Annotated in this window: 18 protein-coding genes; 13 read left to right on the top strand and 5 right to left on the bottom strand. The window is 70.6% G+C overall.

All coding sequences use genetic code 11. The features are described 5' to 3' along the window. Nucleotides 1–47: 47 nt before the first annotated feature. The 6 genes from chvE to AB0I29_RS13255 all read left to right on the top strand — a co-directional run bounded on the left by chvE (nucleotide 48) and on the right by AB0I29_RS13255 (nucleotide 6,422). A complete protein-coding gene (gene chvE, locus AB0I29_RS13280) occupies nucleotides 48–1,223 on the top strand; it encodes a multiple monosaccharide ABC transporter substrate-binding protein (RefSeq protein ID WP_285100822.1) in 1,176 nt (391 codons plus the stop codon). A 150-nt stretch (nucleotides 1,224–1,373) separates the two neighbouring features. Beyond that, nucleotides 1,374–2,954, top strand: coding sequence for a multiple monosaccharide ABC transporter ATP-binding protein (gene mmsA, locus AB0I29_RS13275; protein ID WP_285100823.1), 1,581 nt, complete (start codon nucleotides 1,374–1,376; stop codon nucleotides 2,952–2,954). Then, a complete protein-coding gene (gene mmsB / locus AB0I29_RS13270; RefSeq protein WP_285100824.1) occupies nucleotides 2,951–4,132 on the top strand; it encodes a multiple monosaccharide ABC transporter permease in 1,182 nt (393 codons plus the stop codon). Before mmsA ends, mmsB begins: the two co-directional genes overlap by 4 nt. Before the next feature lie 160 nt (nucleotides 4,133–4,292). Next, complete coding sequence (locus AB0I29_RS13265) at nucleotides 4,293–4,919, top strand: TetR family transcriptional regulator (protein WP_285100825.1); 627 nt, start codon at nucleotides 4,293–4,295, stop codon at nucleotides 4,917–4,919. Between the two features lie 25 nt (nucleotides 4,920–4,944). Beyond that, nucleotides 4,945–5,700, top strand: coding sequence for an ABC transporter ATP-binding protein (locus tag AB0I29_RS13260; RefSeq protein ID WP_357482039.1), 756 nt, complete (start codon nucleotides 4,945–4,947; stop codon nucleotides 5,698–5,700). Beyond that, nucleotides 5,697–6,422 (top strand): ABC transporter permease, encoded by a 726-nt coding sequence (locus AB0I29_RS13255; protein ID WP_285100827.1) that lies wholly within the window; start codon nucleotides 5,697–5,699, stop codon nucleotides 6,420–6,422. Before AB0I29_RS13260 ends, AB0I29_RS13255 begins: the two co-directional genes overlap by 4 nt. Before the next feature lie 56 nt (nucleotides 6,423–6,478). Here AB0I29_RS13255 and AB0I29_RS13250 read toward each other — a convergent pair whose 3' ends face one another. Both AB0I29_RS13250 and AB0I29_RS13245 read right to left on the bottom strand, forming a co-directional pair. After that, nucleotides 6,479–7,801, bottom strand: coding sequence for a phytase (locus AB0I29_RS13250; protein WP_357482037.1), 1,323 nt, complete (start codon nucleotides 7,799–7,801; stop codon nucleotides 6,479–6,481). Between the two features lie 92 nt (nucleotides 7,802–7,893). Continuing rightward, complete coding sequence (locus AB0I29_RS13245) at nucleotides 7,894–9,069, bottom strand: acetoin utilization protein AcuC (RefSeq protein ID WP_285100829.1); 1,176 nt, start codon at nucleotides 9,067–9,069, stop codon at nucleotides 7,894–7,896. 494 nt (nucleotides 9,070–9,563) lie between these two features. On the opposite strand from AB0I29_RS13245, the gene AB0I29_RS13240 reads away from it, so the two are divergent. The 3 genes from AB0I29_RS13240 to AB0I29_RS13230 all read left to right on the top strand — a co-directional run bounded on the left by AB0I29_RS13240 (nucleotide 9,564) and on the right by AB0I29_RS13230 (nucleotide 12,037). Then, complete coding sequence (locus AB0I29_RS13240; protein ID WP_357482034.1) at nucleotides 9,564–10,964, top strand: potassium transporter TrkG; 1,401 nt, start codon at nucleotides 9,564–9,566, stop codon at nucleotides 10,962–10,964. Between the two features lie 72 nt (nucleotides 10,965–11,036). After that, complete coding sequence (locus AB0I29_RS13235) at nucleotides 11,037–11,705, top strand: TrkA family potassium uptake protein (protein WP_285100831.1); 669 nt, start codon at nucleotides 11,037–11,039, stop codon at nucleotides 11,703–11,705. A gap of 233 nt (nucleotides 11,706–11,938) precedes the next feature. After that, the gene (locus tag AB0I29_RS13230; RefSeq protein ID WP_003792170.1) at nucleotides 11,939–12,037 is read left to right on the top strand and encodes an AURKAIP1/COX24 domain-containing protein; all 99 of its coding nucleotides are present in this window, start codon (nucleotides 11,939–11,941) and stop codon (nucleotides 12,035–12,037) included. Between the two features lie 73 nt (nucleotides 12,038–12,110). Here AB0I29_RS13230 and AB0I29_RS13225 read toward each other — a convergent pair whose 3' ends face one another. Next, entirely contained in the window at nucleotides 12,111–12,905 is a 795-nt protein-coding gene (locus AB0I29_RS13225) for an HAD-IB family hydrolase (protein WP_285100832.1), read from the bottom strand. A gap of 78 nt (nucleotides 12,906–12,983) precedes the next feature. Between AB0I29_RS13225 and AB0I29_RS13220 the strand changes: the two genes are divergently transcribed. From AB0I29_RS13220 to AB0I29_RS13210, 3 genes are read left to right on the top strand one after another with little or no spacing between them, the layout of a single operon-like run. Then, the gene (locus AB0I29_RS13220) at nucleotides 12,984–13,655 is read left to right on the top strand and encodes a Pr6Pr family membrane protein (protein WP_357482031.1); all 672 of its coding nucleotides are present in this window, start codon (nucleotides 12,984–12,986) and stop codon (nucleotides 13,653–13,655) included. A gap of 14 nt (nucleotides 13,656–13,669) precedes the next feature. Then, the gene (locus tag AB0I29_RS13215) at nucleotides 13,670–13,918 is read left to right on the top strand and encodes a glutaredoxin family protein (protein WP_285100834.1); all 249 of its coding nucleotides are present in this window, start codon (nucleotides 13,670–13,672) and stop codon (nucleotides 13,916–13,918) included. Between the two features lie 60 nt (nucleotides 13,919–13,978). Beyond that, nucleotides 13,979–14,626 carry a redox-sensing transcriptional repressor Rex gene (locus AB0I29_RS13210; protein ID WP_285100835.1) on the top strand — a complete coding sequence of 216 codons (648 nt, stop codon included), beginning with the start codon at nucleotides 13,979–13,981 and terminating at the stop codon, nucleotides 14,624–14,626. A 111-nt stretch (nucleotides 14,627–14,737) separates the two neighbouring features. Here AB0I29_RS13210 and AB0I29_RS13205 read toward each other — a convergent pair whose 3' ends face one another. Beyond that, nucleotides 14,738–15,289, bottom strand: a complete 552-nt coding sequence (locus tag AB0I29_RS13205; protein ID WP_285100836.1) for a YceI family protein — start codon at nucleotides 15,287–15,289, stop codon at nucleotides 14,738–14,740. A gap of 220 nt (nucleotides 15,290–15,509) precedes the next feature. Between AB0I29_RS13205 and AB0I29_RS13200 the strand changes: the two genes are divergently transcribed. Next, nucleotides 15,510–16,022: a MarR family transcriptional regulator gene (locus AB0I29_RS13200; protein ID WP_285100837.1), complete on the top strand. Its 513-nt coding sequence runs from the start codon at nucleotides 15,510–15,512 to the stop codon at nucleotides 16,020–16,022. 83 nt (nucleotides 16,023–16,105) lie between these two features. Here AB0I29_RS13200 and aqpZ read toward each other — a convergent pair whose 3' ends face one another. Beyond that, entirely contained in the window at nucleotides 16,106–16,855 is a 750-nt protein-coding gene (gene aqpZ / locus AB0I29_RS13195) for an aquaporin Z (RefSeq protein WP_357482027.1), read from the bottom strand. Between the last annotated feature and the right edge of the window lie 126 nt (nucleotides 16,856–16,981).

The following is a 16,981-nucleotide window of genomic DNA, read 5'->3' as shown; positions in this document are numbered from 1 at the left end:
CCGGGTTGCAGAGACGTTGCCCGGGCAACACTCGAAGAGGAGAAGTCATGGCAAGGAAGCTGTGGGCTACGCGTGGTCTGGCCGCGCTGGCAACGGGCGCGATGGCCGTCTCGCTCGCCGCGTGCGGCGGTGGCGGTGCCGGTGCGGGTGGCGGCGCCGATGGCGGTGCCGGGGACGGCGAGGCCGGCGGCCTCGTGGGTGTGGCCATGCCCACCCAGACGTACGAGCGCTGGATCGCCGACGGCGACGCCGTGAAGACGGGTCTCGAGGAGGCCGGGTACGACGTCGACCTGCAGTTCGCGGGCGACGACATCCCGACCCAGCAGCAGCAGATCGACGCGATGATCAACAAGGGTGCCGAGGCGCTCATCATCGCCTCGATCGACGGCACCGCGCTGGGCAGCCAGCTCGAGGCCGCCGCCGCCGCCGACATCCCGGTCATCTCCTACGACCGCCTGATCCGCGACTCGGAGAACGTCGACTTCTACGTCACGTTCGACAACTACCAGGTGGGCGTGCAGCAGGGCACCTCGCTGCTGACCGGCCTGGGCATCCTCGACGAGAACGGCGAGGAGGCCGCGGACGCGCCCGAGGGCCCGTTCAACATCGAGCTGTTCGCCGGCTCGCCCGACGACAACAACGCCGGGTTCTTCTTCGACGGCGCGATGTCCGTGCTCCAGCCGTACATCGACGACAAGACGCTCGTCGTGCCCTCGGAGCAGGTCGACTTCGGCACCGTCGCCATCCAGCGCTGGGAGCAGGAGCGTGCGCAGAAGCGCATGGAGGACCTCCTGACCGCCACGTACACCAAGGGTGACGTGACCGTCGACGGCGTGCTGGCCCCGGCCGACGTCATCTCGCGCGGCATCATCACGGCCCTCGAGAACTCCGGCTACGGCAAGGGCGACCTCGCCATGCCGATCATCACGGGCCAGGACGCCGAGGCGTCGTCCGCCAAGCTGATCGTCGACGGCGCTCAGTACTCGACCATCTTCAAGGACACGCGTCTGCTGGCCGAGCAGGCCGTCACCGCCGCCACGGCCTACCTCGAGGGCAACGAGCCCGAGGCGAACGACACCAAGACGTACGACAACGGCGTCAAGGTCGTGCCGTCGTTCCTGCTGCCCACGGTGATCGTCACCAAGGACAACCTGCAGGCCGAGCTGATCGACTCCGGCTACCTCACCGAGGACGAGGTCGCCTCCGGTCAGGTCGACGAGTAGGTCTGACCTCCTCGCGACACCGGCTCGACACCGCTGACCCGTGTCAGGCCGTCAGGACACCTCGGTGTCCTGACGGCCTGACACGGGGTCGTCGGGCGGGCACGGCCTCGCACCATCTCTATTGGCGACAAGTACGCGACAAGGACTGGCATGGCCGATTCGGCGCCGACCGACATCCTCGAGATGCGCGGCATCACCAAGACATTTCCTGGGGTCAAGGCACTCCAGGACGTCAACCTCACCGTCCGTCGGGGCGAGATCCACGCGATCTGCGGCGAGAACGGGGCGGGCAAGTCCACCCTGATGAAGGTGCTGTCGGGTGTGTACCCGTACGGCACCTACGAGGGCGACATCGTGCTCGACGGCGAGACCGCCCAGTTCGGCACGATCAACGACTCCGAGGCGCTGGGCGTGGTGATCATCCACCAGGAGCTCGCCCTCGTCCCGTACCTGTCGATCGCCGAGAACATCTTTCTCGGGAACGAGCGCCTCCGGGCCGGCGGCGCCATCGACTGGAACCGCACCAACGCCGAGGCGGCCGAGCTGCTCGCGCGGGTGGGTCTGAGCGAGTCGCCCACGACGCCCATCTCCGCGCTCGGCGTGGGCAAGCAGCAGCTCGTCGAGATCGCCAAGGCGATCTCCAAGGACGTGCGCCTGCTCATCCTCGACGAGCCGACGGCGGCGCTGAACGACAACGACTCCGAGCACCTGCTCGGCCTGCTCCGGCAGTTCAAGGAGCAGGGCATCACCTCGATCATGATCTCCCACAAGCTGGCCGAGATCGCCGAGATCGCCGACACCACCACGATCATCCGCGACGGCAAGTCGATCGAGACCTTCGACATGGCCACCGCGGGTGCCTCGTCCGACGCGATCCAGGACCGCATCATCCGCGGCATGGTGGGGCGTGACCTCGACAACCGGTACCCCGACCGCGTGTCCAACCCCGGCGCCGAGGTGCTGCGCGTCGAGGACTGGACGGTCTACCACCCGACCCAGCCCGGGCGCGTCGTCGTCGAGAAGGCGAACCTGAACGTCCGCGCGGGCGAGGTCGTCGGCATCGCCGGCCTCATGGGCGCCGGGCGCACGGAGCTCGCGATGTCGCTGTTCGGCCGCTCCTACGGGCGGGACATCAGCGGCACGGCGTACATCCACGGCCAGCCGGTCGACGTGCACAACGTGCCGGACGCGATCAAGGCGGGTATCGCCTACGTGTCGGAGGACCGCAAGCAGTACGGGCTCAACCTCATCGAGGACATCCGCCGGAACATCTCGGCGGCGGGCCTCGGCAAGCTGTCCAAGAACGGCTTCGTGGACGAGAACGAGGAGCTCAAGGTCGCGGAGGAGTACCGCGCGTCCATGAACATCCGCACCCCCAACGTGCTGGTGGAGGTGGGCAAGCTGTCGGGCGGCAACCAGCAGAAGGTGGTGCTGTCCAAGTGGCTGTACACCGCCCCTGAGGTGCTGATCCTCGACGAGCCCACCCGGGGCATCGACGTCGGCGCCAAGTACGAGATCTACACCATCATCAACGAGCTGGTCGCGGCAGGGAAGGCGGTGCTGGTCATCTCCTCGGAGCTCCCCGAGCTCCTCGGCATCTGTGACCGCATCTACACCCTGGCCTTCGGCCGTATCACTGGCGAGGTCGACGTGCCCTCCGCCACCCAGGAAGGACTCATGGCTCTCATGACGCAGGAGACCACGCAGGAGACGCAGGAGGCGACGGCATGACCGGCATCGCCGACATCCGGGACCTGCTCACCCGGAACATCCGCACCAGCGGTATCTACATCGCGTTCGTGCTGATCATCGTGCTGTTCTCGGTGCTCACCGACGGACTGCTGCTCAGCTCGCGCAACCTCACCAGCCTCGTGCTGCAGTTCTCGTACATCCTGATCCTCGCCATCGGCATGGTGATCATCATCATCGGCGGGCACATCGACCTGTCGGTGGGGTCGGTGGTCGCGCTGACCGGTGCGGTCGCCGCCGTCGTCGTGATCCGGAACGGGCTGCCCTGGTGGGTCGGCGTCCTCGCCGCACTCGGCACGGGACTCCTGGTCGGCGCCTGGCAAGGGTTCTGGGTCGCGTACGTAGGAATTCCAGCGTTCATCGTGACGCTGGCGGGCATGCTCCTGTTCCGCGGCCTCACGCTCGAGGTGCTGAACAACGTCTCGCTCTCGCCGTTCCCGGCCGAGTACACGAGCATCGCCACGGGCTTCCTCAACGGCCTGCTCGGCGGGTACGGGTACGACACCTTCACGCTGGTCATCTTCGCGATCGGCGTGCTGGGCTTCGCCTACAACTCGTGGCGCAACCGCCGCGCGCGGATCGCCTACAACCAGACGGTCGAGGCTCCGGTCCTGTTCGTGCTGAAGCTGGTCGTGGTCGCCGCCGTCGTCATGTGGTTCGCCTACAACCTCGCCACGTACCGCGGCCTGCCTGCCGTGCTGATCATCCTGGCCGTGCTGGTCCTGGCCTACACGCTGATCACCAAGCACAGCGTGTTCGGCCGCCACGTCTACGCCATCGGTGGCAACCTCGCCGCGGCGCAGCTCTCCGGCGTCCGGGTCAAGCGCGTGAACTTCTGGATGTTCGTGAACATGGGCTTCCTCGCCTCCGTCGCGGGCATCGTGTTCTCCGCCCGGTCGAGCGCCGCCCAGCCGGCCGCGGGCAACATGTTCGAGCTCGACGCGATCGCGGCGTGCTTCATCGGTGGTGCCGCCGTGACCGGCGGCATCGGCACCGTGACCGGCGCGATGGTCGGTGGACTGATCATGGCCGTCATGTCGAACGGCATGTCGCTCATGGGCGTCGACCAGTCGACGCAGCAGATCGTCAAGGGCATCGTGCTCCTCCTGGCCGTCGCGTTCGACGTCTGGAACAAGAAGCGGGCGTCGGCCACCCGCTGACCCGTGCGGGGCGGGCCTCTTCGGGGCCCGCCTCCGAGGAACGACCTCAAGCACCGACTCCTCCGGGGGCGGTGCCTGAGGTCGTTGTCGTTCGGCGGTCTCGACGCTCCATCGTCCTTGGGGGCCGGGCCGACGGTGGGTGGTGGGCGAGAATGGCGGGATGGCCCAACCCGATCCCGCGCCCCGGCGAGGCCGCCGTCCCGCCGGGCAGGACGCCCGCGCCGAGATCCTGGCCGCCGCCCGCGACGAGTTCGTCGAGAACGGCTACCAGGCGGCCTCCCTCCGGGCCGTGGCCCGGCGTGCCGGGGTGGACCCGGGCACGGTGCGGCACTGGTTCCCCGACAAGGCGCGCCTGCTGACGGCGACGCTCGGCGTGGCGGGGATCGAGCCGGACAAGGTGGTGGAGCGGGTTTCCGCCGGCCCGGTCGAGTCGCTCGGGGAGCGCCTCGTGGAGGCGGTGATCGGCATCTGGGACTTCGACGGCGGGGACACCGTCCGCGTGGTCATCCCCGCAGTCATGTCCGATGCCGAGCTGCGCGGCCTGCTGCCGCAGTTCATCGGCGCGGCCATCCTGGCACCGGTGATGCGCGCCCTCGCCGTGCCCGACGCCCCGCTGCGCACCGCGCTCGTCGCCTCGCAGATGTCGGGGGTGCTGCTCACCCGCTACCTGATCCCCGTGGAGCCGCTGGCCTCGCTCGCCCCGGCCGAGGTGGCGCGGCTCGTGGGCCCCACCCTGCAGCGCTATCTCACCGGCGCCCTCTCCGCGGCGGAGGGCCTTGCGCGGTAGCCGCCGCAGGAGCACAATTCCTCACATGAGGAAAAACGCGGTCGTCATCCGGGACCTACGGGTCGTCCGGGGCGGGAGGCCGATCATCGACGGGCTGGAGCTCGACGTGCCCGCGGGATCCGTCGTGGGGCTGCTGGGGCCGTCCGGCTCCGGCAAGACCACGCTCATGCGCACCGTCGTGGGCGTGCAGGACAACGTCACCGGCACGGTCCAGGTGCTCGACGCCGCGGCGGGCAGCCCGGGCCTGCGCCGCAAGGTCGGCTACGTGACGCAGGACGCCAGCGTCTACACCGACCTCACCGTGGCGCAGAACCTGCGGTACTTCGCGGCCCTCGCCGGTGTCCCTGCCCCGGCCAGGGCGGTGGCGGCCGCCGTGGCGACCGTCGACCTCGGCGGGCACGAGAAGCAGCGGGTCGGCACGCTGTCCGGCGGTGAGCGGTCCCGCGTCTCGCTGGCCGCGGCGCTGGTCGGCGACCCCGAGCTGCTCGTGCTGGACGAGCCGACCGTCGGCCTCGACCCCGTGCTGCGCCGCGACCTGTGGACGATGTTCCGGCGGCTCGCGGCCGAGGGGCGCACCCTCCTGGTCTCCAGCCACGTGATGGACGAGGCCACGCAGTGCGACCGCCTGCTGCTGATGCGGGCCGGCGGGCTGGTCGCCGACACCACGCCCGACGAGCTGCTCACCAGCACCGGGGCGCCGGACGCCGAGCGCGCGTTCCTCGCCCTGATCGACGCGGCCGACGCCGCCGCCAGCCCGACGCACGAGGAGACCGCGCGATGACCCTGACCCTCGCCACCGCCGGCCGCGTGCTGTCCCAGCTGCGCGGCGACCACCGCACGGTCGCCCTCATCCTGCTGCTGCCGTGCCTGCTGATCGGGCTCATCGCCTGGATGTTCGACGACCAGCCCCAGGTGCTCGACCAGTTCGGCCCCATGCTCGTGGGCCTGTTCCCGCTCATCGTGATGTTCCTGGTCACGAGCGTGGCGACGCTGCGCGAGCGGCAGTCCGGCACGCTGGAGCGGCTCATGACCACGCCCATCCGCAAGGGCGACTTCGTGGCGGGCTACGGCCTCGCGTTCGCGACGCTCGCGCTGGTCCAGGCGTTCGTGGTGGTCGGGTTCGCCGTCCTCGTGGGGATGGACGTGGCCGGCCCGCTCTGGCTCGTCGTCGTGGTGGCGCTGCTGGACGCGATCCTCGGCTGCACCCTCGGCCTGGCCGCGTCGGCGCTCGCGCGCAGCGAGTTCCAGGCGGTTCAGATGATGCCCGCGATCATCTTTCCGCAGCTCATCACCTGCGGCCTCCTCATGCCGCGCGACCAGATGCCCGAGGTCCTGGAGTGGCTGTCCCGGGTGTTCCCGCTCACCTACGCCATCGAGGCGATGACGTCGCTCGCCGCGGGGGACGAGTGGGCCGACGTCCGTGGCGCGGTCGGCGTGATCGTCCTGTTCATCGTGGGCGCGGTGGTGCTGGGCGTCCTGACGCTCCGCCGCCGCACGGCCTGACCCACCACGTGTCAGACGTACAGATCACTCGAGTGATCTGTACGTCTGACACGTGGTCACCGCAGGCGGAGGACCTTCGCGACGTCGCCCCAGTGCACGTACGAGAAGCCCGTGGCGTCCCGGTCCGGGTCGACGTCGGGGCCGGTCTCGGGCTCGTCGTGCGTGACCAGCAGCCCGGACCGGTACTCGCCGACCGGCGCGTTGGACACCGCCAGGCCGTCGGAGCCGTTGACGTCGTCCACGCCGTCGCCCGCCACGCGGAAGGTGCCGAGCGACCGGTTGCGGCCGGTCAGGGCGTAGACGCCGTAGGTGTCGTCACCCTGGCTGGAGACGATCACGTAGCCCGTGCGGCCGGGCCCGTACCAGATGTCGACGCCCTCGGCGTCGGCGGTCAGGTTCGTCCCGCCGTACGACGGTGCCTCCGGGTCCACCGGGGCGCACTCCTCGGTCTCGGGGTCGTAGGCGTCGTGCACGCCGAAGTCCCGGACCTTGTCGACGAGGCGCGGCTCGCCCGAGCCGAGCGGGAGCGGCACACGCCACAGGCCGACGTCCTCCTGCGTCGCGTACAGGGTGCCGGTGCGGCGGTCGACCGCGACCCCCTCGAGCTGCGGCTCGACGCCCGGCTCCTCGCACGGAACCCAGGTGGTCCCGTCCGGCAGGCGGAACTCGCCGGGGATCTCCAGGTGCTCGACGTCGGTGTAGCCCACGCCGTCCGGGCCGGTCGTGAGGCGCGCCGTCGCGATGGTGGTGCTGCCCTCCTGGGTCACCACGGCGTACGTCCCGCCGCGCCGCGGCTGGTAGACGGCCAGGCCGTAGGCGGTCTGGTCCTCGGCGACCGTCTCGCGGTCCGGGCTGAACAGGAACTCCAGCTCCGGCGCGGTGATCTCGGTGAGCGGCGTCGCGGCGTCGGCGCCCGCCGGGTCGATCGCGAAGAAGCGGATCTGGTCGTTGTACCGGTCCGAGACGACGGCGACGTCGGTCGGCTCGCCTGCCACGTCCAGGCCGTAGGCGAGGTCCACGTTGTTGAACCGGCCGGGCACACCGTCCGCGCGCGGGGCCGGCGTGGCCGCGACCGACTGCAGCTCGGTCGCGGCCACGTCGTAGACCCGCAGGCCGCCCTCCTTGGCCGTCGCGACCACGATCGAGCGGTCCGAGTCGTCCGGGTGCACCCAGATCGCCGGGTCGTCGCCGGACGCGTTGCCGCCGGCCTCGTCGTCGTACAGCGGGGGAGTCTCCACCGAGGTGGTCACGGTGGCGGTCCGGTGCTTCCCGCCGACGCCGTCCGGGCCGTCCGCGACGGCCGACGCGGGTGCCGCGACGGGCGCGAGCAGGGACACGAGCAGCAGGGCGGCCGGCAGGGCGGCGAGGCGACGTCGCATGGCCCCGAGCCTCCCGCCCCCAGGTGTCGCCGACCTGAACTCCACACGAACGCTTCGGCCGCCGATCCGGCTGGGCCCGAAGACCCGGGGTGTCAGTCCAGCAGGGGGTCCAGGCCCCAGAAGGGGAAGACCGCTCGGCGGGTGGCCTGGACCGCGCGGTCCACCGGGTCGGCCGGGTCGTAGCCGTCGCGCCAGCTCCGGAACGGCACCTCGGCCGCGCCCAGCGTGTGGGCGGCCTCGAGGTCCAGGGCCTCGACGGCGTCGCGCCACGAGGCAGGCAGCGCGGTCCCCTGCGCCAGGGGCGCGTGCGCGGCCTCGGCGACGAGCGCCGCCCAGGCGAGCGGGACGACGTCGGACACCGCGTACCCGCCGCCGCCCAGGGCGAGCCAGCGGCCGTCGGCGTGCTCGTGCGCGAGGGCGTGCACCCACTGCTGCGCGGTGCACTGCGCGTCCACGGAGACGTTGAGGTTGGAGAGCGGGTCGCGGCCGTGGGCGTCGCAGCCGTGCTGGGAGACGATCGCCTGCGGGCGGTGCTCCCGGACCAGCGCGGGCACGACGGCGTCGATCGCCCGCAGCCAGGCCGGTCCCGAGGTGCGCGCCGGGACGGGGATGTTGACGGCCGTCCCCTCGGCGGGGCCCGGCATGCCGACGTCGGCCGAGGCGCCCGTGCCGGGGAACAGGGTGCGGCCGTCCTCGTGGATCGAGACGGTCAGGACCCGCGGGTCGTCCCAGAAGATCGCCTCGACGCCGTCGCCGTGGTGGGCGTCGAAGTCCAGGTAGGCGACGCGTTCCGCGCCGAGGTCCAGCAGCCGGCGGATCGCGGCCGCCGCGTCGTTGTAGACGCAGAAGCCTGACGCCGCGCCCGGCATCGCGTGGTGCATGCCGCCCGCGACGTTCACACCGTGCGTGATCTCGCCGCGCCACAGGGCGTCGGCCAGCGCGACGGACCCGCCGAGCTGGCGGGCGGCGGCCTCGTGCATCCCCGCGAAGAGCGGGTCGTCGTCGGTGCCCAGGCCCCGCATCAGGTCGGGTTCCAGCGTGGTCCCGGCGTGCCGGACGGCGGCGACGTACTCGGCGTCGTGCACCGACTCGATCACGGCGTCGGTCGCGGGCTCGGCGTCCACCACCTCGAGCGTGGGCCTCTCCAGCAGGCCGAGCGCCTTGATGAGCCGCATCGTCAGGTCGAGGCGGGCGGGCGACATGGGGTGCCCGGGGCCGAAGTCGTACTCGAGGAGTCGCGGACTCCAGACCAGCCGGGCGAGGTGCACCCGCCCACGGTAACGGACCCGGCCCGGGGCGGGTGCCGTGGCCCAGGATGTGCACGGGCGGTACTCTTGTAGCTGCCACCCCCTGCGGGGGGAGAGGAAGTGAAGCCGGGAACTCCCGCCGGACGACGGGATCCCGGCTTTCGCGTGCTCAGAGCGGGATGTCGATCTCGTTGATCCCGTGACCGAGCGTCTCGCGGATGTCCAGGGCCAACCCTCGACGTGCCTGTCCGACCGCGCTTCCTGGGTCGGCATCTGCATCGACTCGTCCACCCACGCATGCAGGGTGAACTCGCCCGTCGTGGGATGCTCCTCTTTCACTCGGGGATCATGCCGTAGAAAAGATGGCGATGCGCGCTCAGGTGGCGTTGCTTATATGCAACAGGCATCTAGTGGTGGAGCGGGGTACGGCGAATGGGTTTCTGCCCGGCATGCGCCCTTCGGCGTGGCAGAGTAGGGCGTCGATCGTCGGGACTGCAGGGGAGGGAGCGGGTCGGATGGCGCCGATCTTCCGGCACAGGCTGTTCGGCCTCCGGGAGCTGGTGGACGAGCTGGCCTTCCGCGCACCCGCGCGCCTGGCGGTCACCGTGTTCGCGGGCGTGATCGGGCTGTTCGCGATCCTGCTGCTCGTGCCGTTCGCGACGGCGGACGGCGCGGGCGCCAGCTTCGTGGACGCCCTGTTCACCGCGGTCTCCGCCGTCTGCGTGACGGGGCTCGTGGTGCAGGACACGGCGACCTACTGGTCGTTGTACGGGCAGATCGTCATCCTCGCCGGCATCAAGGTGGGCGGCTTCGGGATCATGACCGTCGCCTCGCTGCTCGGCATGATGGTCTCCCGCAAGATCGGGCTGACGCAGAAGCTGCTCACGGCGTCGGAGACCAAGACGAGCCGGCTGGGTGACGTCGGCTCGCTGGTACGCGTCATCATCGTCACCGCGACCACGCTCGAGCTGTCGATCGCGCTGCTGCTCTTCCCGCGTTTCCTGATCCTCGAGGACAACGTGGGCACGGCGGCCTGGCACTCCCTGTTCTACGGGATCTCCGCCTTCAACAACGCGGGGTTCGTACCCACGCCCGACGGCCTCATGCCGCACGTGGGCGACTGGACTCTCCTGCTGCCGATCGCGCTGGGCGTGTTCATCGGGGCGCTCGGGTTCCCGGTCATCCTCAACATCCAGCGGGCCCTGCCCCGGCCGGGGCACCGCTGGCACGGCTGGACCAAGCGGCTCTCGCTGCACAGCAAGCTCACGTTGGTGACCAGCGGCGTGCTGTTCGTGGTCGGCGCCCTGCTGCTCCTGGTCCTGGAGTGGACCAACCCCCGCACGTTCGGCCCGCTGAGCGTGGGGGACAAGGTGCTCGCGGCCGTCTTCGCCGGGATCATGCCCCGATCGGGCGGGTTCAGCACCGTGGACATCGGCGCGATGCATGAGTCGAGCTGGCTCATCCAGGACGCGCTGATGTTCGTGGGCGGTGGCTCGGCGTCCACCGCGGGCGGTATCAAGGTGACCACGCTCGCGGTCATGCTGCTGGCGATCATCGCCGAGGCGCGGGGCGACCGGGACATCGAGGCGTTCGGCCGCCGGATCCCGCGCGACGTGCTGCGGCTCTCGATCGCGGTCGTGTTCACGGGCGCGAGCATCGTGCTGGTCTCGTGCGTCGCACTGCTGCAGGTCACCGACATCCCCCTGTCCAAGGTGCTGTTCGAGGTGCTGTCGGCCTTCGCGACCGTCGGACTGACCACCGGCATCACGTACGACCTGCCCGACGCCGGCAAGTACGTGCTGGCCGCCCTGATGTTCGTGGGGCGTACCGGGGCCGTGACCGTCGTGGCGGTGCTGGCGCTCCGCGACCGGCGGCGCATCGTACGCTTCCCGGAGGAACGACCCATCATCGGCTGACCGCCCGACGTGTCAGAATCCCACGTCACCATCGTGACCTGTGCTTCTGACAGGCTGGCAGAGAGGACTACCGTGCCGGAGAAGAGACCCGAGCGGGACGCGGGTGTGCTCGTGATCGGACTGGGCAGGTTCGGGTCGGCGATCGGCGCCACCCTGGACCGGCTCGGCCAGGACGTGCTCGCCGTGGAGCAGGACCCCACGCTGGTGGCCCAGTGGTCGGGGCGGCTGCCGCTGGTCGAGGCCGACGCGTCCAACCCGGACGCGCTGGAGCAGCTCGGCGCGAAGGACTTCGGCGTCGCCGTGGTCGGGGTCGGCTCGTCGCTCGAGGCGTCGGTGCTCATCACGGGCAACCTCGTGGATCTCGGCACGCCCCAGATCTGGGCCAAGGCGATCTCCGCCGAGCACGGCCGGATCCTGACCCGCATCGGCGCGCACCACGTCGTCTTCCCGGAGGCCGACGCCGGTTCGCGCGTCGCCCACCTCGTCAGCGGCAAGCTGCTCGACTACATCGAGGTCGAGGACGGCTTCACCATCGTGAAGATGCGCCCGCCCCGCGAGGCGCAGGGCTTCACGCTGGCGCAGTCGAACATCCGCAAGCGGTACGGGATCACCGTGATCGGGGTGAAGTCGCCCGGCGTGGACTTCGTCTACGCGACGCCCGAGACCCGGGTCTCCGCCAACGACCTGCTCGTCTGCTCGGGCCATGCCGACCTGCTGGAACGGTTCGCGGCCCGGCCCTGAGCGGTGCGCGGACGGCCCTCGTGGCCGACCGCGGACGCAGGTCCGGCGCACCTCACACCGCCGTCGATTACGGGGCGCGCGGCAGAGCAGGTAGCCTAGGTAGCGGACTCCTTTTCGTGTTGGTCGGCCATCGTCACTATGGCGTCACTGTCCCGGACCAACCGTGGACCATTTCGCCGCGCGGCCCGTCGTCGGGCCGCCGCCGACCGACCGACCGAACATTGCGAGGACCTATGGGCTCCGTCATCAAGAAGCGCCGCAAGCGCATGGCCAAGAAGAAGCACCGCAAGCTGCTTCGCAAGACGCGCCACCAGCGCCGCAACAAGAAGTGACGCGCGCGCCGTCGGGCGCGTGACGAGCAGGCCCGGCCCTTCGTGGGCCGGGCCTTCTTCGTGTCTCCGGGGCCTAGTGCCCGCGCAGCCGCCGTCGGGCCGCCCGCAGCACCAGGCCGAGCACCCAGGCCGCCCCGGCCCACGACGCCGTCCGGACCCCGCGCCCGGCCGCGCGCTGCGACCGCCCGCGGAACTCGCGGATGGGCCAGCCGACCTCCTGCGCGTGCCGGCGCAGCCGCAGGTCGGGATTGATGGGGCAGGGATGGCCCACGGACCGCATCATCGGCAGGTCGTTGAGCGAGTCGCCGTAGGCGTAGCTCTCGTCGAGATCGATGGCCTCGGTCTCCGCGAGCGTGACGATGGCGTCGGCCTTGGCCTGGCCGTGCATCAGGTCGCCGGTGAGCCGGCCGGTGTAGAACCCGTCCTTGTGCTCGGCCACGGTGCCGAGCCCGCCCGTCGCGCCCAGGCGGCGGGCGATGAGCTGCGCGATCTCCACGGGGGTGGCCGTCACCAGCCACACCTGGTGGCCGGCCGCGATGTGCTCGTCGAGCAGCCGGCGCGTGCCGGGGTAGATCCGCAGGGACAGGACGGCGTCCCACACCTCCTCGCCGAGGGTGGCGATCTCCGCGACGCTGCGGCCCGCGATGAGCGAGAGGGCGCGGTCGCGCACCTGGTCGATCTCCTCGCGGTTCTCGCCCCAGAGCAGGTACCGCGCCTGGATCAGGGCGAACCTGAGGATGTCCCGCGTACCGAAGAACTTGCGCTGGTACGCCGACTTGGCCAGGTGAAATGCGCTCGCACCGCGGATGATCGTGTTGTCGACGTCGAAGAACGCCGCGGTGGCGGACGAAGGGAGCGTCGACGGCATGGAGGTCACTCTATCCGCGTGCCACAGGACGCAAGTCCTCGCCGGGCACCCCGGCAGAAGCGCTGGTAGAACCGGGGAGTGACGCAGAACATCAGGACCTCCGAGGGCGCCGGGCTCGCGCGGTTCCTCCATCTGCTGGTCGCCGTGCTGGCCCTCGGGGGCTTCGGGATCGAGCTCGTCGTCGCCCTCACCGGGGGCCCCGGCCTCGCGCCCACGCACGCCGAGCGGATCGTCCGGCTCTTCAGCTACTTCACCATCCAGTCGAACCTGTTGATCGGCGGGGTGTCGGTGGCGCTCGCGCTGGACCCACGCCGGGACGGGCCGGTCTTCCGGGTGCTGCGCCTCGACGCGCTGCTGTGCATCGCGGTGACCGGCATCGTGTACAACACGGTGCTGCGCGGGCTGGTGGAGCTGACGGGCGCCGGGATGGTGTCGAACGCGATGCTGCACGTCCTGGCGCCGGTGTTCGCCGTCGTCGCCTGGCTGCTGGTGGGACCGAGGCCGCGCGTGGCGGGGCGGACGGTGTGGTGGTCCGTCGTCTACCCGATCGCGTGGTTGGTCTACACGTTCGCCCGCGGCGCCGTCACGGGTTGGTACCCGTACCCGTTCCTGGACGTGAACGGGCTCGGCTACGCCGGCGCGGTGACCAACGCCGCGATCGTCGCCGTCGTCTTCCTCGTCCTGGCCTGGGGCGTGCGCTGGGCGGACGGGCGGCTGCCGGACACCGACCGTTCGGTGGCCCGCACGTGACGTAACCTCGGGGCGTGACCACTGCCGCCGAGACCCGGGTCGTTCTCTACACGCGCGAGGCGTGCCATCTGTGCGAGGACGCACGTGCCGTCGTCGAGAAGGTGTGCGAGAGCTCGGGGACCGCGTGGCGCGAGGTCGACATCGACAGCGCGCCCGCACTGCGCGAGAAGTACGGGGAGTACGTCCCCGTGCTCGAGGTGGACGGGGTCCAGCAAGGTTTCTGGCGCGTGGACGGTGCGCGCCTGGCACGCCTCCTGGCATGATCGTCCAGGCAGTGTGTGCGTACGCCCGCGACACAGTGGTCGCGGGGAGGGGAGCAGCACGTGGTCGAACTCAGTGACGGGACAGTCCCGGCAGCAACAGTAGGGAGGCTGCCGTACTACCTGCGCGCCCTGCGCGACCTCGCGGCCGAGGGGGTGGACCTCACCTCCTCGACGGAGCTCGCCGAACGGTCGGGCGTCAGCTCGGCGCAGCTGCGCAAGGACCTCTCGTACCTGGGTTCGTTCGGCACGCGCGGCGTCGGGTACGACGTCGAGTCGCTCGCCTCGTACATCACGGTCGCCCTCGGGCTCGAGACGGAGCACCGGCTGGCGATCGTCGGCATCGGAAACCTCGGGCACGCGCTCGCCAACTACTCGGGGTACGCGACGCGCGGTTTCCAGGTGGTGGCGCTGCTCGACGCGTCGCCCGACGTCGTGGGCACGCACGTGGCCGGCGTGACCGTGGAGCACGTGCGCGGGGTGGCCGAGGTCATCGAGCGCGAGCGGGTCTCCATGGTGGTGCTGGCCCTGCCGGGCCACGGCGCCCAGGACGTGGCCGACGCCGTGGTGGGTTCCGGCGTCCGGGAGATCCTGAACTTCGCGCCGGTGGCGCTCCAGGTACCGGACGACGTGGTGGTGCGCTCGGTCGACGTCGGCGGCGAGCTGCAGATCCTGGCGTTCCACGCGGCGACCCGAGCGGCCGCGCTCTGACCCGGGAGCCCGTCGGCTGCCGAGAAAAGTTCAGCAGGCCCCAGACGACCGGAATCCGTGCGGATGCGGTCGTCCGGAGCCTGCTGAACCAGGATCAGGGACGAGCGGGGCTCAGCCCTTGGCGATCGCGCTGACGTCCAGCGTGATCTTGACCTTGTCGCCCACCAGGAAGCCACCGGTCTCCAGCGTGGCGTTCCACGTGAGGCCGAAGTCCTTCCGGTTGACCTCGACGCTGGCCTCGAAGCCCGCGCGGTTGTTGCCGAACGGGTCCTTGGCGGTGCCGGTGAACTCGGTCTCCAGCTCGACACCCTTGGTGATGCCGTTGATGGTGAGGTCGCCCGAGATGATGTAGTCGTCGCCGTCGGCCTTGATGTCGGTCGAGGAGAACGTCCAGGTCGGCTTCTCGTCGGCGTGCCAGAAGTCGGCGCTCTTCAGGTGGCCGTCACGACCGGCGTCGCCGGTGCTCACGGAGGCCGCGTCCAGCTCGGCGGTGACGCTCGACGACTCCAGGTCCTCGCCCACCGTGATGGTGCCCGAGGTGACGGTGATGCTGCCGCGCACCTTCGCGATCCCGGCGTGGCGGACGGAGAAGGAGGCAGCGGTGTGGGAGGGGTCGATGTCGTAGGCGCCGGTGGTGAGACCTGCGGGAAGCGGGGTGGCCATCAGGGAGACTCCTTGTGGGTGCGGCGGTTGAGGCAGATAGTTGAGGGATCAACTAGATCTGATGCGTTCCAACATAACGGGTCCCGTAACGTATTCCTAGAGGGCGCCCGGCACGTCGCAGATCACACTCGGGTCGGCGGGCGACCATGGCTCCCGGCGCGAGGGCGTCATCCGGGGCGGCCCTCATGGCAGCTCGGCGAGCACGAAGGCGGTGGGCAAAGTGGCAGCGGAGACGATCCAGGGTTCCGATCTCTGGCTGACCGAGGAGCAGCAGGGCTCCTGGCGGCGGTATCTCGAGGGGACCGCGCGGTTCGTGGAGGCCCTCAGCGCGGTGCACGACCGGACCCTCGACCTCTCGCTCGGTGAGTACAGCCTGCTGGTCCAGCTCTCGGAGGCGCCGGAGCGCACGATGCGCATGTCGACGCTCGCGGACGGTCTGGTGCTCTCGCGCAGCCGGCTGACGCACACGGTCGCGCGCATGGAGGCGCGCGGGCTCGTGGAACGGCGGGCGGCGGAGGGCGACCGTCGCGGGGTGAACTGCACCATGACCGACGCCGGCTACGCGGCGCTCGAGGTGTCGGCGCCGGGGCATGTGGCGGCCGTGCGCCGGATCATGGTCGACGCGCTGGACCCCGAGGAGTTCGCGGCGCTCGGCCGCATCATGGCCAAGGTCGCGGAGTCCTCGAAGGTGTCGGGCGGCACCGAGGAGGGGCTCACGGCCCACTGCGACTGACCACGCCTCGACGCACGTGTCAGACGTACAGGTCACCCGAGGGATCTGTACGTCTGACACGTGGACGGCGGGGATGGCGGCGTCTACTCGGTCAGCACCCGGCTGAACATCGGGCGGTACGCGTACCCGGCGACCAGGGCGCCGAGGACCGGGAACAGGATGAACACCCAGAGCTGCCCCCACGCCCAGCCGCCGCCGTAGATCGCGGTGGCGATGGAGCGGGCGGGGTTCACCGACGTGTTGGTGACGGGGATCGAGATCAGGTGGATCAGGGTGAGCGTCAGGCCGATGGCCAGCGGCGCGAACCCGGGGGAGGCGACCCGCGCCGTGGTGCCGAGGATGACGAACAGGAAGACCGCGGTGAGGACGGTCTCGGTCAGGATCGCGGAGCCGAGCCCGAACCCGCCCGGGGAGTGCTCGCCGAACCCGTTGGACGCGAAGCCCGACTCGCGTGCGGCGTCGAAGAAACCGTCCGGCCCGCCGAGGGTGATCAGCGCCAGCACGCTGGAACCGAGCGCGCCGCCGATGACCTGCGCCACGACGTAGCCACCGACGTCGCTCCACGAGAACCGGCCCGCGGCCGCCAGGCCGAGCGTGACGGCCGGGTTGAAGTGCCCGCCCGAGATCGGGCCGAGCGCGAACGCGCCGATCACGACGGTCAGGCCGAAGGCCAGGGCGACCCCGAGGAAGCCCACGCCCAGCGTGTTGGCCTCCGCGTCGGGGAAGTTGGCCGCGAGGACCGCGGTGCCGCAGCCACCCAGCACCAGCACGAAGGTGCCGAGCGCCTCGGCGGCCAGACGTGCGTACATGGCAGGCGATGCCATCTCACTCATGTGGAGCCCCCTTGCTTGCATTGGACGGTTTCATGACGAAACCTTTCCGCCGAATGTAGGTCGGCCGGACCGGATCGGCGCGAGATGACGTAATGCACACTCGCCGGAGGTCACGGGCACCCAGGG

Origin of the sequence: Promicromonospora sp. NPDC050262, from assembly GCF_040655935.1 — a bacterium.
GTDB lineage: Bacteria > Actinomycetota > Actinomycetes > Actinomycetales > Cellulomonadaceae > Promicromonospora.
This window is presented reverse-complemented; position numbering and strand designations above follow the sequence as displayed.

Bases quoted from the DNA above. Each gene is read 5' to 3' on its own strand.
- chvE (WP_285100822.1), top strand. From the start codon at position 48: ATGGCAAGGAAGCTGTGGGCTACGCGTGGTCTGGCCGCGCTGGCAACG.
- mmsA (WP_285100823.1), top strand. From the start codon at position 1,374: ATGGCCGATTCGGCGCCGACCGACATCCTCGAGATGCGCGGCATCACC.
- mmsB (WP_285100824.1), top strand. From the start codon at position 2,951: ATGACCGGCATCGCCGACATCCGGGACCTGCTCACCCGGAACATCCGC.
- AB0I29_RS13265 (WP_285100825.1), top strand. From the start codon at position 4,293: ATGGCCCAACCCGATCCCGCGCCCCGGCGAGGCCGCCGTCCCGCCGGG.
- AB0I29_RS13260 (WP_357482039.1), top strand. From the start codon at position 4,945: ATGAGGAAAAACGCGGTCGTCATCCGGGACCTACGGGTCGTCCGGGGC.
- AB0I29_RS13255 (WP_285100827.1), top strand. From the start codon at position 5,697: ATGACCCTGACCCTCGCCACCGCCGGCCGCGTGCTGTCCCAGCTGCGC.
- AB0I29_RS13250 (WP_357482037.1), bottom strand. From the start codon at position 7,801: ATGCGACGTCGCCTCGCCGCCCTGCCGGCCGCCCTGCTGCTCGTGTCC.
- AB0I29_RS13240 (WP_357482034.1), top strand. From the start codon at position 9,564: ATGGCGCCGATCTTCCGGCACAGGCTGTTCGGCCTCCGGGAGCTGGTG.
- AB0I29_RS13230 (WP_003792170.1), top strand. From the start codon at position 11,939: ATGGGCTCCGTCATCAAGAAGCGCCGCAAGCGCATGGCCAAGAAGAAG.
- AB0I29_RS13225 (WP_285100832.1), bottom strand. From the start codon at position 12,905: ATGCCGTCGACGCTCCCTTCGTCCGCCACCGCGGCGTTCTTCGACGTC.
- AB0I29_RS13205 (WP_285100836.1), bottom strand. From the start codon at position 15,289: ATGGCCACCCCGCTTCCCGCAGGTCTCACCACCGGCGCCTACGACATC.
- aqpZ (WP_357482027.1), bottom strand. From the start codon at position 16,855: ATGAGTGAGATGGCATCGCCTGCCATGTACGCACGTCTGGCCGCCGAG.